The following is a 15,294-nucleotide window of genomic DNA, read 5'->3' as shown; positions in this document are numbered from 1 at the left end:
GGATCACTGCACGAGATACGAGGACCGACTTGGCACTTGCGCCCGGAGAAACCAGCGAAACCTTTATCCGCGAGGTCGACGAGAACCTTCGTCGAGATCAGGCGGAGGCGGTGTTCAAGCGCTACGGCAAGTGGTTCATTGCCGCCGCCGTGCTGCTCCTCGTCGCGGTTGCCGTGTGGCTGTTCTGGAAGAACCAGCAGGCCGAGCAGGCCGCTGCCAACAGCGAGCAGTTCTCGGCCATCCTGACCGACGTCGGCCAGGGCAGGACCGGCAACGACATCGCGCAGCGGCTCGATACGCTGGCAGCCGAGGGCAATGGCAGCATGACCGGCGCCGCCCGGCTGACCCGCGCCGCGCTTGCTTTGCAAAAGAGCGACCGCGCGACCGCGACGGCTCAGTATCGCCAGATCATCGAGGACAAGAGCGTGCCGCAGACGGTGCGCGACACCGCGACCATCCGCCTCACCCAGCTTGAGTTCGACACGCTGCAACCGCAGCAGGTGATCGAGCGGTTGGCTCCGCTCGCTACGAAGGAGAGCGCCTGGTACGGTTCGGCGGGTGAACTCACGGCCTTGGCGATGATCAAGGCCAACCGCACGCGCGAGGCCGCCTCTCTCCTGAACGGGGTCGCCGCCGACACCCAGGTTCCCGCTTCCATCCGTGCCCGTGCCGAGCAGCTCGCCTCGGGCCTTGCCATCCCGGCCGCTCCTGCGGCCCGTTGAGGACAGACAAAGCCGTATGATCCGCAAAGTCGTTTCCGTGGCTCTTGCCGCCAGCCTGCTCGCCGGCTGCGGCATTGTCGGCAAATCGCGTCCCAAGACGCCGGTCGTGGGCAATCGCGTGTCGGTGCTGTCGACCGATCCCGACGTGCAGGTCGACCCCGCCACTGCGGCCCTGCCCTTCTCCATCCCCGCCCCGGCCGTGAACAGCAGCTGGAACCAGGCGGGGGGCACCCCGTCCAAGTCGGCCGGCCATCCGGCGCTCGGCACCACGCTCACCGAAGCATGGAACGTGTCCATCGGCCAGGGCAGCACGCTTGCCGAACGCCTTGCGGCACCGCCGGTGGTCGCCAACGGCACCGTCTACACCATCGACACCACCGCCACCGTGCGCGCGTTCGACGCCTCCACCGGAGGGCAGCGCTGGTCGGCGCAGTTCGGAACCGAGCGCGGCAACAATGCCTCGCTGTTCGGCGGTGGCGTCGCCGTTGAAGGCGACCGGGTATTCGCGACCAATGGCCTTGGTTTCGTCGCGGCGCTGAATGCCGCTACCGGTTCGCCGGTCTGGCAAGTGCGCCCGGGCGGGCCTTTGCGCGGTGCACCGACGGTTGCTGGCGACACGCTCTACGTGATGAGCCAGGACAACCAGATCTACAGCCTCAAGACGGCGGATGGCGCGACCAACTGGTCGGCGACGGCCGCGGTCGAGATCGCCGGCGTGTTCGGCACTGCAGCCCCCGCGTTCGAGCGCGGCACGGTGGTTGCCGGCTTCTCGAGCGGTGAGCTCAACGCCTATCGCTTCGAGAACGGCCGCCTGGTCTGGCAGGACGCGTTGTCGCGCACCTCCATCTCGACCAGCGTCGCGACCTTGAGCGATATCGACGCGTCGCCGGTGATCGATAATGGCCAGGTGTTCGCGCTCGGCCAGGGGGGCCGGATGGTCGCGCTCGATCTCATCAGCGGGCAGCGTATCTGGGAGCTCAATCTCGCCGGAATCAGCACGCCATGGATCGCGGGCGACTGGCTGTTCGCTGTGACTGACGATGCCAAGGTGATGGCAATCGCCCGCAACACCGGGAAGATCCGCTGGATCAATCAGCTGCCGGCGTTCGAGAACATGAAGGCCAAGCGCGGCCCGATCAGCTATGTCGGCCCGGTGCTGGCGGGCGGACGCCTGATCATCGCGGGCAAGAATGGCGTGCTGATCAACATCGATCCCGCAACCGGCGCCTTCCAGAGCCAGACCGGAGTTGGTGCTTCGGTCAGCCAGGAACCGGTAGTGGCGAACAACACGCTGTATATCCTTGACGATCGGGGCCGGCTCCACGCCTATCGCTAGGCTCGCCATTTTGCGGGTCTTGGGCTAGGCGCACGCCATGCCCCAACCCATCGTTGCCATCGTCGGACGTCCCAACGTCGGCAAATCGACCCTGTTCAATCGCCTCGTCGGCAAGCGCATCGCGCTGGTCGACGACCGCCCGGGCGTGACCCGCGATCGGCGCGTCGGCGACGGCCAGCTGCTTGGCCTCGAGTTCCAGGTGATGGATACGGCGGGCTTCGAGGATGAAGATCCCGCCAGCCTTCCCGGCCGCATGCGCCGGCAGACCGAAGCCGCGGTGCGCGAGGCCGATGCCGCGCTGTTCTTGATCGACGCGCGCGAAGGCGTGACCCCTCTTGACGAGGAAATCGCCCGCTGGCTCCGCCAGGAAGACACGCCGGTGATCGTCGCGGCCAACAAGGCCGAGGGCCGGCAGGGCGAAAACGGCCAATTGGAAGCCTTCTCGCTCGGCTTCGGCGAACCCATCGCGCTCTCCGCCGAGCATGGCGAGGGGCTCGTCGACCTGTTCGAATCGCTTCGCCCCCACGTCGAGCGCGAGGTCGAGGAAGAGCCCGAATTCGATCACGAAGACCCGATGCGGCCGCTGCACCTGGCGATCGTCGGGCGCCCGAATGCGGGCAAGTCGACCTTGGTCAACAAGATGCTGGGCGAGGACCGGATGATCACCGGCCCGGAAGCCGGAATTACGCGCGACAGCATCAGCACCGACTGGGAATGGACCGCTCCCACCGGCGAGACCCGCAAGGTCAAACTGGTCGACACCGCGGGCCTGCGCAAACGGGCCAAGGTCGATGACAAGCTGGAGTGGCTGTCAGCCCAAGACACCCGCCGCGCAATCGACATGGCCGAGGTCGTTGTGCTGCTGCTCGACGCCACCCGCGGGCTGGAGGTGCAGGACCTCAAGATCGCCAGCGCGGTGATCGAGGAAGGCCGCGCGCTGGTTGTGGCTGTCAACAAGTGGGACGTGGCGGAACACGCTTCCTCGCTGTTCAACGGGATCAAAGCCGCGCTTGAAGAGGGCCTGAGCCAGCTCAAGAACGTGCCGGTGCTGACCGTCTCGGCGGTGACGGGCAAGGGCATCGACCAGCTGATCGGCGCCGCCTTTGTGCTGCGCGAAGGCTGGAACCGCCGTGTTTCGACCGGCGAGCTCAACCGCTGGTTCGAAGCCGCGGTCGAACAGAACCCGCCGCCCGCGCCCGGCGGCAAGCGGATCAAGCTGCGCTACATCACCCAGATCAAGACTCGTCCGCCGACCTTCGTGGTGTTCGGGACCAGGGTTGATCAGCTACCCGAAAGCTATCGCCGCTACCTGCTCAATTCGATGCGCAAGGCCTTCGATCTGGGTGCCATTCCGCTGCGCATGACGCTGCGCGCACCGAAGAACCCGTTCGACCAAAAATAACCTCGCCTTTACCCTCTCGCCCTAGGATCGCTCCCTATGCAGAACGAGGGAAACAGGGTGCCCGAAGGCGCCGACGTGGTCGACTGGGCGCACTTCGAGAAATCGCGCAGCGAGCTCGGGCCGGGGTTCATCCGCATCCTTTCCTATTTTCGTGAGGACGGGGTGAAGTCGGTTGCCGCGATCGAGCAGGCGATGCGCGAGGAGAATACGGTCGCGCTGGTGATGCCGGCGCACACCATCAAGGGCGAAGCGCGGCAATTCGGCGCCGAGCCGCTGGCCAAGGTTGCCGAACTGATCGAATCAACCGCGCGCCTGTGCATCGAGACGCGCCGCTTCCCCGACGAGCTGGTCGCCGACGTGGTGAAGCTGCGCCGCTTGTTCGACCAGACGATCGAGCTGTTCGACCAGGCCACCAATCCGCGCATCAGCCGCGGCGGCACTGGCGGCGGGTTCGGGCGCAAGGCCGCGAACCAGGGGTTTGGCCGGATCTAACGGCTGAGGGGCTGGAGCCGCCAGTTGGTGAGGCTCCGCCACGCCCATTCAAGCGGCCCGTAACGGAAGCGCTCCAGCCATGGCTTGCTCCACAGCAGCATCAGCGCCCAGGCGGCGATCACGATCAGCACCAGCTCTGCCCGGCCAAGCGTGGCGAATTGGCTTAGCCCCCAGCCGTAGAACAGGCCGGTCATCACGATCGACGTGCCGAGATAGTTGCTGAACGCCGCTTTCCCCGCGGCGGCAATGCGATCTACCAGCGCGCCGCCGCGCCGGGTCGCGAGAATGATCAGGCAGGCGTAGCCCGTCACCAGGATCGGGCGCACAATGGCGGGCACGGCGAATGCCCACAGGAACACCGCTGGCCCTGCCCATTCAGACCGGAACAGGAAGCGCAGCGCGACGAGATAACTGGGCAATGAAATCGCAAGACAGACCAGCGCCCACCGGCGGTAGCGCCGGTTGTTCCACGCCCCCGTCAGAAGACCGGTCTTCAGCGCGGCCATGCCGAGCAGCATGTAGCCGAGCGTTTCCCACCCCATGGCGAACACCCCGGCAAGCGGGAAGAACGGCTTCTCGGTAAGCTGGTGATGGACCAGCGCGGGCCACGAGCCTTGATAAAGCGCAATGGCGTCGCCGCGATACGCGGTGGATGGCATGATGGTGTCGCGGGTCAGTTGGTCCCAGGACGTGAGCTGATCGGGCGTCGCGGTTCCGGCGAGTACGGGCTCCTGCAGGCTCAGCGCGTAACTGACCATGCCCGCGTAGAGCGCGACCTGGATCGCGATAAGGACCACCGCCGCGATGACTAGTGCGCGGGGAGACGCGTTGCGAAAGGCCAGGGCCACGAACCCGACGAGGGCGTAGCCGATCAGGATGTCGCCCCACCAGATCAGGAAGAAATGCACCCCGCCGAAGATCAGCAGCCAGAACAAGCGGCGGCGGACGAGAGCAAGCGGCATCTTCTCTGCCAGCAGCAACAACGAGGCGCCGAACAGAATGGAGAACAGCCCGCGCATCTTGCCGTCGAACAGGAGGAAGTTGACGGCATAGGTAAGGAGGTCGGCGGTGCTGACACGTACCGTTTGCGCCAGGGGATTGAAGTAAGCGGCAGGCACGTCGGCAAACGCGACGATGTTCATCGCCAGGATGCCCATCACCGCCACACCGCGCACGATGTCGAGAGTGGCGATACGCTCGCCAGTGCCGCTCGTCATGTCAGTCCCCCTGCCCTTGCGGCCAGAAGGACGGAAGGCGGGCTCCGGGTCAAGCCCGGGGCGGCCCGATCAATGCGCCTCGGCGGCCTTGCTGTGGAGCTGGATGTAGTTCTGCAGACCCATCCGAGCGATCATCTCGAACTGGGTTTCGAGGAAGTCGATATGGCCTTCCTCGTCGCGCAGCACCTCGACGAACAAGTCGCGGCTGACATAGTCGCGGATGCTGTCGCAATAATCGGCGGCGTCGCGATACATCTTGGCGGCTTCGTACTCGGCTTCGAGATCGGCCTTGAGGATTTCCTCCACCGTCTCGCCGATCCGCAAGCGGCCGAGCATCTGGAAGTTGGGCAGCCCTTCGAGGAACAGGATGCGTTCCGCGAAGCGGTCGGCATGCTTCATCTCGTCGATGCTCTCATGCTTCTCGTAATCGGCGAGCTTATGCACCCCCCAATTGTCGAGCATGCGATAATGCAGCCAATATTGGTTGATGGCGGTGAGTTCCGCCTTGAGCGCTTCGTTGAGCAGCTCGATGACCTTGGGATCGCCCTTCATGGCGCGGCCTTTATCAAACAGCGGTGACGGGACGAAGCGCTAACGACTCGCACGAGTCGTTCGCAACTTCAGGCGGCGACCTTGGGCGGATGAGCGGAAATCGCCGCGACTTCTTCGGCGATGATCGCGCGGGCGAACGGCAGGCAGCTGCCGCACTTCACCTTGCAGCCCTTGCGGGCATAGGCCTGCCCGACGCTGCACGCGCCGGTGCGGGCGGCTTCCCGCACCTCGGTTTCGCGAATCGCGTTGCAGCAACAGACGATCATGCGCATCTTGCTAATGGTAATGCGAAGCGTTCGCAAGTCATTCCGTGTGGGCGATCAACTCCGGCTCATCACCTGCACCATCCGGGCGTGATAATTGGCATCCCCGAATAGGGCGTCGAGCACCTTTTCGCGCTTCATGTAGAGGCCGATGTCATGCTCGTCAGTCATGCCGATGCCGCCATGCATTTGCACCGCTTCCTGCACCGCTAGAGCCGACACGCGCCCGGCCTTGGCCTTGGCGACATGGGTCATGATCCCGCTGCTCTCGTCACCGCGGTCGAGCAATTCGGCCGCCTTGAGCGTGGCAGCGCGGGCAATCTCGATCTCGCCATAAAGATGGGCGGCGCGGTGCTGGAGGACCTGAAATTCGCCGATCAGCTTGCCGAACTGCTTGCGCTGCTTGAGGTAATCAACCGTCATGTCGGAAGCGCCGCTGGCGAGCCCCACCATCTCGGCCGCGGCGCCCGTGCGGCCGGCGCGCATGGCGCGGCGCAGCGGCTCCCAGCCGCCGTCGACCTCGCCGATCACCGCGTCGGCATCGACCGCCACATTGTCGAAGCGGATGCGCGCCGCCTTGCTGGCGTCGGTCAGCGCGACGTTTTCGATCTCCATGCCGGCGGCGTCGCGCTCCACTGCGAACAGGGTCAGCCCCTCGCTTTCGCCGGCCGAACCGCCGGTACGAGCGGCAACGATCAGCAGGTCGGCGGAACCGCCGTGGACAACGAACTGCTTCGATCCCGAGAGGGTAAAGCCATTGCCCGAGCGCTTGGCTTCCAACGCAATCTGGCGCGGACGGTGGTGCGGGCCTTCGTCGACGGCGAAGGCGGCGACCGTGTCACCCGAGAGGATACCCGGAAACCAGCGCTTGCCCTGCTCGCTGCCTTTCAGCGCTTCGACCGCGACGATTCCCGTCGTCAGGAACGGCGAGGGCGTCAGGTTGCGCCCCACTTCCTCCATCACCAGCGCCGCTTCGGTCGCGCCAAGGCCGAGGCCGCCCTCTTCTTCCGGAATGGCGAGGCCCGTCAGGCCAAGCTCGGCCATCTGCTTCCACAGGCCGTGCCCGAACCCGTCCCTGCAGCCGGTGTCGCGCCAGTGGCGGAGCTGCTTCTTGATCGTGCCTTCCTCACCCATGAAGGTGCGGGTCATGTCGGCGAGCTGGCGCTGGTCGTCGGTGAGAATCATGTCGGTAGACTTTCGTTCTGTTCGCGGGCGACGCTCAGGCGCCGGGCAGGCGGAGGATGTGCTTGGCGACAATGCCGAGCTGCACTTCGCTGGTGCCGCCTTCGATCGAATTGGCCTTGGTCCGAAGCCACTCGCGCGCCGCCTTGCCGCCGCGGCTGCGCTCGCTGTCCCATTCGAGCGCGTCCGACCCGCCCGCGGCCATGATCAGCTCGTGCCGCTTCTTGTTCAGCTCGGTCCCGGCATATTTCATCATGCTAGGCATGGCGGGATGCGCTTCGCCGGCTTTCAGCTGGTCGATGAAATGCTCGCTCATCGCGGCAAAGGCGATGGCGTCGACGTCGAACAGCGCGACGTCCGCCGCCAGCACTGGATCATCGATCTCACCGAGGCTCTGTGCCAGCGTCCGGCTCGACCCCGAACCCAGCCCCATACCGCTGATCATTTCGCGCTCATGGCCGAGGAGATATTTGGCGACGTCCCAGCCGCGGTTCACTTCACCGACGATCTGGTTCTTGGGCACCTTCACATTGTCGAAGAAGGTCTCGCAGAAGGGCGAATAGCCGCTGATCAGCAGGATCGGCTTGGTCGAGACGCCTTCGCTCTCCATGTCGAAAAGCAGGAAGCTGATCCCACCGTGCTTGCTCTCGGTCGAGGTGCGGACGAGGCAGAAGATCCAGTCGGCCTTGTCTGCGTAGCTGGTCCACACCTTCTGGCCGTTGACCAACCAATGATCGCCCATGTCCTCGCACTTGGTCTGCAGGCCCGCGAGGTCCGATCCCGCACCCGGCTCCGAATAGCCTTGGCACCAGCGGATTTCGCCGCGCGCGATCTCGGGCAGGAAGCGCTTCTTCTGCTCCTCGGTGCCGTACTTCAGCAACGCCGGCCCGAGCATGGATATGCCGAAGCTCGACAGCGGATTGCGCGCGCCGATCGCCGCCATCTCTTCCTTGAGAATCTTGGTCTCGGCCGGCGACAGCCCGCCACCACCATAAGCTGCGGGCCAGTCGGGCACGGTCCAGCCCTTCTCACCCATGATCCGCATCCAGCGCTCCTGCGCCTCGCTCTGGAACTGGAAGTTGCGCCCGCCCCAGCAGGCGTCGTCCTCGCTGCGCATCGGCGTCCGCATCTCGGCCGGGCAATTCGCCTCCAGCCAGGCGCGGGTCCCGGCCCGGAAGCTTTCGAGATCAGTCATCGCGGCTTGTCTCCTCTTGTGTCCCGTCCTAGCGCATTGCGACTTGAAGAAAATAGAGGAGCGTGTCCGTGGACTTCGACCTGACCGAAAGACAGGCTCACTTCCGGGATCGCGTTCGCGCCTTCATCGAACAGCATGTCCGGCCCGCCGTGCCGGGTCTTGCTGCCGAGCTCGCCAAGGGCGACCGCTGGCACCATCTCGAAGGGCTCGAACCGCTGAAGGCCCGCGCCAAGGCGGACGGCTTGTGGAACCTGTTCATGCCGCCGGGCGGCGCCTTGAAGCATGTGGACGAAAGCTTCCCGTTCGAGGGCGAGCAGCTCACCAACCTCGAATATGCGCTGTGCGCGGAGGAGATGGGCCGCGTCGGCTTCGCGAGCGAGGTGTTCAACTGCTCGGCGCCCGACACCGGCAACATGGAAGTGCTGCATCGCTACGGCACCCGGGCGCAGAAGGACCAGTGGCTTGCCCCCCTGATGCGCGGCGAAATCCGTTCGGCCTTTCTGATGACCGAGCCGGCGGTGGCGAGCTCGGACGCGACCAACATCCAGTGCGAGATCCGCCGCGAAGGTGACGAATACGTCATCAACGGCCGTAAATGGTGGTCCAGCGGCGCCGGCGATCCCCGCTGCAAGGTCGCGATCCTGATGGGCAAGACCGACCCCGAAGCCCGCCGCCACGCCCAGCAGTCGATGATTCTGGTGCCGATGGACGCCCCCGGGATCACGGTCGAGCGGGCGCTTACCGTCTACGGCTACGACGATGCGCCGCACGGGCACATGGAGATCGAGCTCAAAGACGTGCGCGTGCCGGCCGAGAACCTGCTGCTCGGCGAAGGCCGCGGGTTCGAGATCGCGCAAGGGCGCCTCGGGCCGGGCCGGATCCACCATTGCATGCGCACCATCGGCGCGGCCGAAGAAGCGCTCGAACTGATGGTCACCCGCATCCAGTCGCGCACCGCGTTCGGCAAGCGGATCAGCGAGCATAGCGTGTGGGAGCAGCGTGTCGCCGAAGCCCGGATCGAGATCGACTGCACCCGCCTCCTCTGTCTCAAGGCCGCCGACCTCATGGACAAGGCGGGCAACAAGGCCGCCAAGGCCGAGATCGCGATGATCAAGGTCAAGGCGCCGCGCATGGCGCTGAAGGTCATCGACGACGCCATTCAGGCGTTCGGCGGTGCCGGGGTCAGCCAGGACACCAGCCTTGCGCACAGCTGGGCCGGCATCCGCACACTGCGCCTCGCCGACGGCCCTGACGAGGTCCACAACCGCGCCATCGCGCTGATCGAATATGGCAAGCACCCGCCGATCGACCCGCAAGTCCCGTAAGTTCACGACGGAGCGTTCATGACCAGTTTGTTTGATCTGTCCGGCAAGACCGCGATCGTCACCGGCAGCTCGCGCGGCATCGGCCGTGCCATCGCCGAGGAAATGGCGGCGCACGGGGCCGGTGTCGTCATCTCGAGCCGCAAGCAGGATGCCTGCGAGGAGGTCGCAAACGCGATCAACGCGCGGGGTCAAGGCCGAGCGATTGCGATCGCGGCCTCTATCTCCGACAAGGAGGCCTTGCGCGAGCTCGTGCAGCGGACCGAGGCCGAGTTCGGGCAGGTCGACGTGCTGGTCTGCAATGCGGCGTCCAACCCGTATTTCGGGCCGATGGCTGGGATCACCGACGAGCAGTTCCGCAAGATCATGGACAACAATGTGCTGTCCAATCACTGGCTGACGAGCTTCGTTGCGCCCGGCATGGTGGAACGCAAGTCGGGCGCGATCATCATCGTGTCGAGCGTCGGCGGGATCACCAGTTCGACGGTGATCGGGCCTTACAACATCTCCAAGGCCGCCGACCTCCAGCTGGTCCGCAACCTCGCGGCCGAGTTCGGGCCGTCGAACGTCCGGGTCAACGCCATCGCCCCGGGCCTTGTCCGCACCGACTTCGCCAAGGCGCTGTGGGAGAATCCCGAGATCCTCAAGACAGTGACCAAGGTGTCGGCGATGCGCCGCATCGGCGAACCGCGCGAGATTGCCGGGGCCGCGCTGTTCCTGGCGAGCGAAGCAGGCAGCTTCGTCACCGGGCAGACCCTGGTGGTCGACGGCGGAAGCACCATTGGCGCAGGCTTCTGAGATGAGCGTCGAGGACGAACACCGCCACCATCCGCGCCTCGAAGGCAAGGTCATCATCGTCACGGGCGCGGGCTCCGGCATCGGCAAGGCCAGCGCCGACCTCTTCGTGACGCATGGGGCAACGGTGATCGCTGCCGATCTTCGCGGTGCCCAGCATGTCGCCGACGCCGGACGCGAAGAAGACGTCGCGCAGCTGGTCGACATGGCCAAGGAGCAGCATGGCGCCCTTCACGGCTTCTTCGCCAACGCCGGCATCTCGGGCGGGCTCGCTTCCATCTTCGAGCAGTCGATCGCCGACTGGGATCAGGTCCTGCGGGTCAATCTGATCGGCCCGTTCCTCGCGATCAAGCATGCCGCGCCGGTCATCAAGGAACAGGGCGGCGGGTCGATCATCTGCACCGCGAGTGTCGCGGGCTTGCGCTCGGGCGCGGGTGGACCGGCTTATAGCGCCAGCAAGGCCGGCGTGATCAGCCTGGTCCGGACCGCGGCGCAGCAGCTTGCGGGCTCAAACGTGCGCGTGAACGCCATCTGCCCGGGGCTGATCGAAACCGGCATGACCGAATTCGTCTACGAACGCGCCCGGGCCAAAGGACAGGCCGACAAGCTCGGCCACCTCAATCCGCTGCGCCGCGGCGGCCAGCCCGATGAGATCGCGAAGGCGGCGCTGTTCCTCGCCTCGGACGAGAGCAGCTACGTCAACGGCCATGCACTGGTCGTCGACGGCGGCCTGTCGAGCTCCCACCCGTTCAATCGCCAGGATTACGGACGCACAGCGATCTAGGCCCCTTTTCTTTCCCGGTCCCACGACTAGGGATTGCACTTACATTCTTGTCAGCGAAGGACCCTCCATGACCTCGCCCATCAGCACCCAGAAGCACGGCCACGTTCTCGTCATCTCGTCGGCCAACCCTCCGGTCAACGCGCTCGGCCATGCCGTCCGCGAGGGCCTGGTCAAAGGGATCGAGGAGGCCGATGCCTCGGACGAGATCAAGGCGGTGGTGATCATCGGCGAAGGCGCGACCTTCTTCGCGGGCGCCGACATCAGCGAGTTCGGCACGCCCAAGGCGTTTGCCCAGCCGATGCTGCCGCAGGTGGTCGACATCATCGAGAATTGCTCCAAGCCGGTGGTCGCTGCGATCCACGGCACCGCGCTCGGCGGCGGCCTCGAAGTGGCGCTCGCCTGCCATTACCGCGCTGCGGTCGCCTCGGCGAAACTCGGCGTGCCCGAAGTGAAGCTCGGCCTGCTACCAGGCGCGGGCGGCACCCAGCGTCTTCCGCGTGTCGCGGGCGTCGAAAAGGCGCTGCAGATGACCACAAGTGGCAATCCGATCGGCGCTCAGGAAGCGTTCGAGATCGGGCTGGTCGACCGCATGATCGAAGGCGACCTCCTCCAGCACGCCGTCGCCTACGCGACCGAGGTTGCGGAGGTGCGGCCCTTCCCCAAGTCGTCCGAACGCCAGAACAAGATCGAAGAAGCCTCGCCGTCGGTGTTCGATGATTTCATCGCCGCCAATCCGCGGGTGTTCAAGGGCTTCGACGCGCCGCGCAAGAACCTTGAGGCGGTGCGCGCCGCGACCCAGCATCCCTATGCCGAAGGCGTCGCCGTCGAACGCCAGCTCTTCATGGAGCTGATGAGCGGCGGCCAAGCCAAGGCGCAGCAATATTTCTTCTTCGCCGAGCGCAAGGCGGCCAAGATCGAGGGCGTCGATGAGAACGTCCAGCCACGCCCGATCAGGAAGGTCGGCGTGATCGGCGCCGGCACCATGGGCGGCGGCATCTCGATGAACTTCCTGTCGGCCGGCATTCCCGTGACGATCGTCGAGACCAACCAGGAAGCGCTCGACCGCGGCACCGGCGTCATGCTCCGCAACTATGAAGCGAGCGCCAAGAAGGGCCGCTTCACTGCCGAACAGGTCGGGCAGATGATGGGGCTCCTGAACCCCACGCTCGACTTCGACGCGCTGGCCGACTGCGACCTCATTATCGAGGCAGTGTTCGAGCAGATGGAGATCAAGAAGGACATCTTCGGCCGCTTGGACAAGATCGCCAAGCCAGGCGCGATCCTTGCTTCGAACACCAGCTACCTCAACGTCGACGAGATTGCCGCCGCAACCAGCCGCCCGCAGGACGTGGTCGGCCTTCACTTCTTCTCACCCGCCAACGTCATGAAGCTGCTCGAAGTCGTCCGCGGCGCCAAGACCGCCGACGACGTGCTGGTTACCGCCATGGCGCTCGCCAAGAAGATCAAGAAGGTCGCGGTGGTCGCGGGCGTTTGCTACGGCTTCATCGGCAACCGCATGCTGATCCCGCGCCAGACGGAAGCGACCAAGTTGCTGCTCGAAGGCGCGACCCCGGCGCAGATCGACAAGGTCCATGTCGACTTCGGGATGCCGATGGGGCCGTTCCAGATGGCCGACCTCGCCGGTGTCGACATCGGCTGGCACCGCGACGTCACCCGGATCGAGAACATCCGCGATGCGCTCTGCTCCGCCGACCGCTGGGGCCAGAAAAAGGGCGCCGGCTTCTACGACTATGACGAGAAGCGCCGCCCCTCGCCCAGCCCCAAGGTGCAGGAGATCATCGAGGAGTTCCGCGCCAAGGCGGGCGTCACCCCGCGCGAGATCAGCGACGAAGAGATTGTCCAGCGCACGCTCTACACCATGGTCAACGAGGGTGCGAAGATCCTCGAGGAAGGCATGGCCCAGCGCGCGTCCGATATCGATGTGGTGTGGGTCTATGGCTATGGCTGGCCGGTCTATCGCGGCGGGCCGATGCACTGGGCCGACAGTGAGGGGCTGCAGAAGATCGTCGATGGCCTGAAGGCCGCCGCCCCGCACATGGGCGAGGACTTCTCCTTCTCGCAGTTGCTGCTCGATAAGGCCGACAAGGGCGAAAAGTTCACCGGCCGCTGAGGTCCGTCTCGTGCAGCCGCCGCTGGTGATGGCGTTCTCAGCGGCGGCCACTGGACAAAGCCGTGAAAACGGCAGAAATCTCCCTTGCCGACTCTAGTTTGGCAAGGGAAACCGACATGTTCGTGGATCGGGCAGTGCGTAGAGCGGAAGTGGCATTTCTCAATGCCCCCTTCGCCGAGGCCGGCTGGAACGATGCCATTCGGCTGCTCGCCGAAGCGACCGGGAGCGCCTTGGGGCAGCTGTGTGGCGGCGGGATGGGCCCCGGCCTGACCTTCAATCTCCTCAGCGAGGATCGCCATGATCCCCACGGCTATCTCGTCGACCCGCAACTTTACGGGCCGGAGAATTGGCGGATCAATTGCACCATGGGCGGCCCCCGCTCCGTGCAGGACGAGCGCCATTATGCCGCTTACCGAAGCAGCAACCCAACCACCTTCTACGACGATGCCGTCAGCGACCTCGACCTGCCGTACGGTTGCCAGTCGCCGCTGATGCTGGATTCGGGCGGGCTGGTCGGCCTCGCCCTGCTTCGTTCTTCGCGCGATGGTCCGTGCACGCCCGACATCATTGCGGTCTTCACCCGGATCGCCCGCCAGGCGCACCGCGCCGTGCTGGTCCAATATGCGCTCGGTCAGCAGCGCGGCGAAGCCATGCTGGCCGGGCTGGCAACAAGTGGCGAGATGACCCTGCTTCTGGACCGTAGCGGCGGCCTGGTCGCGCTGACCCCCGCGGCGGAGCGGATGTTCGATTGTCCGCTCGGCCTCAGGCTCGATGGCTCGAACGTCCGCCTGTCACGCAGCGACGAGGATCAGGCGCTCACGGCCGCCATCGGGCGGCTGCTGGCAAGCGACGGATACAGCGGCCCCGTCGTTCACCAGGCAATCGTCGGCCGCAGCGACGAACATCCGGGCGGCTTGTGGGAGCTGTTCCTGACCCGCCTTCCCGCGCGCTATGACCTGATCGGGGTGGAGGCGCAGATCGCAATGACGCTGCGCCCCCTGCTCACCCCTTAGTTCGCCTTGTAGAGCACTTCGCCACGGCGGCTGCTCAGCAGCATCTTGAAGCTCACCGGGTGGAAATAGGCCTCGACGCGGCGGCCCTGCGGATCGGTGCCATAGACTTCGTAGCAGCCGCCATCGACCTTGGACTTGCGCACTTCCCAGCCGTCCTTCTTCAGCTTGCTCTCAAGGCTGGCCATGCTCTTCCAGCTCTTCTGCGGAGCATCGCACTTCATCTTGCCGGTGGCGGCAGCAGGCGTTGCGAGGCCAACCGACAAAGCGGCGGCGGCGGCGAGAAGAAGAATACGCATCAGATTGCACTCCTGGTGGGGGTTGGAAACAAGCGCGCCACCCGAACGGCCTGAAGCAGGACGAGCGGCGCGAAATGAAGCAGGGCGGCGGCAAGGCCGTCGTGGACCAGCGCCCAGTGGACAAGGGTCAGGATCGCGGCGGGGTAAGCCAAGCGCTGCAGTCGCTTCCAGCCGGACCGCAGCGCGCGCATGGCCGCATCGTTGCTCGTAAGACCGAGGGGCACGAGGATCAGCAGCGCCGCCCAGCCGGTCCAGATCGCCGGCGCGCCAAGCTCGGCCAGCATGTCGGCGACATTGCCCATGTCAGCCACATAAGCGGCGGTGTGCGCCAGCGCGTAGAGGAAGGCGGCAACGCCAAGCGCGCGGCGGTGACGGGCAAGGAAGCGAACGGCACTTGCCTGCGGCCACAGCTGCCGCCACGGCGTCACCATCAGTGCCAGGATGATGAAGCGCGCGGACCACTCGCCGGTCGGATGGAGGAGGTCGCCCGGCCAAGCGTCGGGATCAAGCGCATAGCGCACCAGCGCTGCGGCCAGCGGCAGGGCCAGGACGAGCCAAACGAGAAACTTGCCGCGCGAGGTCACCAAACCCT

16 protein-coding genes are annotated in these 15,294 nt (G+C 65.6%); 9 read left to right on the top strand and 7 right to left on the bottom strand.

Translation table 11 applies throughout. The features are described 5' to 3' along the window. Positions 1–29 precede the first annotated feature (29 nt). From ACP69Z_RS05795 to ACP69Z_RS05780, 4 genes are read left to right on the top strand one after another with little or no spacing between them, the layout of a single operon-like run. Entirely contained in the window at positions 30–722 is a 693-nt protein-coding gene (locus ACP69Z_RS05795; RefSeq protein WP_426266575.1) for a tetratricopeptide repeat protein, read from the top strand. A gap of 16 nt (positions 723–738) precedes the next feature. Then, positions 739–2,058, top strand: coding sequence for a PQQ-binding-like beta-propeller repeat protein (locus ACP69Z_RS05790; RefSeq protein ID WP_426266574.1), 1,320 nt, complete (start codon positions 739–741; stop codon positions 2,056–2,058). A gap of 37 nt (positions 2,059–2,095) precedes the next feature. Next, positions 2,096–3,460, top strand: coding sequence for a ribosome biogenesis GTPase Der (der, locus tag ACP69Z_RS05785; protein ID WP_426266573.1), 1,365 nt, complete (start codon positions 2,096–2,098; stop codon positions 3,458–3,460). A gap of 36 nt (positions 3,461–3,496) precedes the next feature. Next, the gene (locus ACP69Z_RS05780) at positions 3,497–3,952 is read left to right on the top strand and encodes an Hpt domain-containing protein (protein WP_426266572.1); all 456 of its coding nucleotides are present in this window, start codon (positions 3,497–3,499) and stop codon (positions 3,950–3,952) included. On the opposite strand, the gene ACP69Z_RS05775 is transcribed toward ACP69Z_RS05780, so the two are convergent. The 5 genes from ACP69Z_RS05775 to ACP69Z_RS05755 form a co-directional block, all read right to left on the bottom strand. Then, positions 3,949–5,169, bottom strand: a complete 1,221-nt coding sequence (locus tag ACP69Z_RS05775; RefSeq protein ID WP_426266571.1) for a DUF418 domain-containing protein — start codon at positions 5,167–5,169, stop codon at positions 3,949–3,951. The genes ACP69Z_RS05780 and ACP69Z_RS05775 overlap by 4 nt on opposite strands. A gap of 69 nt (positions 5,170–5,238) precedes the next feature. Next, complete coding sequence (bfr, locus tag ACP69Z_RS05770; protein ID WP_426266570.1) at positions 5,239–5,721, bottom strand: bacterioferritin; 483 nt, start codon at positions 5,719–5,721, stop codon at positions 5,239–5,241. A gap of 68 nt (positions 5,722–5,789) precedes the next feature. Then, a complete protein-coding gene (locus ACP69Z_RS05765) occupies positions 5,790–5,987 on the bottom strand; it encodes a (2Fe-2S)-binding protein (protein WP_426268056.1) in 198 nt (65 codons plus the stop codon). 54 nt (positions 5,988–6,041) lie between these two features. Beyond that, a complete protein-coding gene (locus ACP69Z_RS05760) occupies positions 6,042–7,169 on the bottom strand; it encodes an acyl-CoA dehydrogenase family protein (protein ID WP_426266569.1) in 1,128 nt (375 codons plus the stop codon). A 34-nt stretch (positions 7,170–7,203) separates the two neighbouring features. Then, the gene (locus ACP69Z_RS05755; RefSeq protein ID WP_426266568.1) at positions 7,204–8,361 is read right to left on the bottom strand and encodes an acyl-CoA dehydrogenase family protein; all 1,158 of its coding nucleotides are present in this window, start codon (positions 8,359–8,361) and stop codon (positions 7,204–7,206) included. A 68-nt stretch (positions 8,362–8,429) separates the two neighbouring features. Here ACP69Z_RS05755 and ACP69Z_RS05750 point away from each other — a divergent pair, with 68 nt between their 5' ends. From ACP69Z_RS05750 to ACP69Z_RS05730, 5 genes are all read left to right on the top strand, one after another. Further along, positions 8,430–9,686 (top strand): acyl-CoA dehydrogenase family protein, encoded by a 1,257-nt coding sequence (locus ACP69Z_RS05750; RefSeq protein WP_426266567.1) that lies wholly within the window; start codon positions 8,430–8,432, stop codon positions 9,684–9,686. Positions 9,687–9,704: 18 nt separating this feature from the next. Then, positions 9,705–10,481: an SDR family oxidoreductase gene (locus tag ACP69Z_RS05745; protein ID WP_426266566.1), complete on the top strand. Its 777-nt coding sequence runs from the start codon at positions 9,705–9,707 to the stop codon at positions 10,479–10,481. Between the two features lies 1 nt (position 10,482). After that, positions 10,483–11,262 carry an SDR family NAD(P)-dependent oxidoreductase gene (locus ACP69Z_RS05740; RefSeq protein ID WP_426266565.1) on the top strand — a complete coding sequence of 260 codons (780 nt, stop codon included), beginning with the start codon at positions 10,483–10,485 and terminating at the stop codon, positions 11,260–11,262. Between the two features lie 67 nt (positions 11,263–11,329). Beyond that, positions 11,330–13,393, top strand: coding sequence for a 3-hydroxyacyl-CoA dehydrogenase NAD-binding domain-containing protein (locus tag ACP69Z_RS05735; protein ID WP_426266564.1), 2,064 nt, complete (start codon positions 11,330–11,332; stop codon positions 13,391–13,393). A gap of 116 nt (positions 13,394–13,509) precedes the next feature. After that, entirely contained in the window at positions 13,510–14,406 is an 897-nt protein-coding gene (locus tag ACP69Z_RS05730; protein ID WP_426266563.1) for a hypothetical protein, read from the top strand. Here ACP69Z_RS05730 and ACP69Z_RS05725 read toward each other — a convergent pair. Both ACP69Z_RS05725 and ACP69Z_RS05720 read right to left on the bottom strand, forming a co-directional pair. Continuing rightward, the gene (locus ACP69Z_RS05725) at positions 14,403–14,702 is read right to left on the bottom strand and encodes a PepSY domain-containing protein (protein WP_426266562.1); all 300 of its coding nucleotides are present in this window, start codon (positions 14,700–14,702) and stop codon (positions 14,403–14,405) included. The genes ACP69Z_RS05730 and ACP69Z_RS05725 overlap by 4 nt on opposite strands. Continuing rightward, positions 14,702–15,286, bottom strand: coding sequence for a sulfite oxidase heme-binding subunit YedZ (locus ACP69Z_RS05720; protein ID WP_426266561.1), 585 nt, complete (start codon positions 15,284–15,286; stop codon positions 14,702–14,704). Before ACP69Z_RS05720 ends, ACP69Z_RS05725 begins: the two co-directional genes overlap by 1 nt. Positions 15,287–15,294: the final 8 nt, after the last annotated feature.

The organism is Sphingomonas sp. LHG3443-2, assembly GCF_049896405.1.
GTDB lineage: Bacteria > Pseudomonadota > Alphaproteobacteria > Sphingomonadales > Sphingomonadaceae > Sphingomicrobium.
Note: the sequence above shows the minus strand (reverse complement) of the source record. Positions and strands in the feature narration are given on the sequence as shown.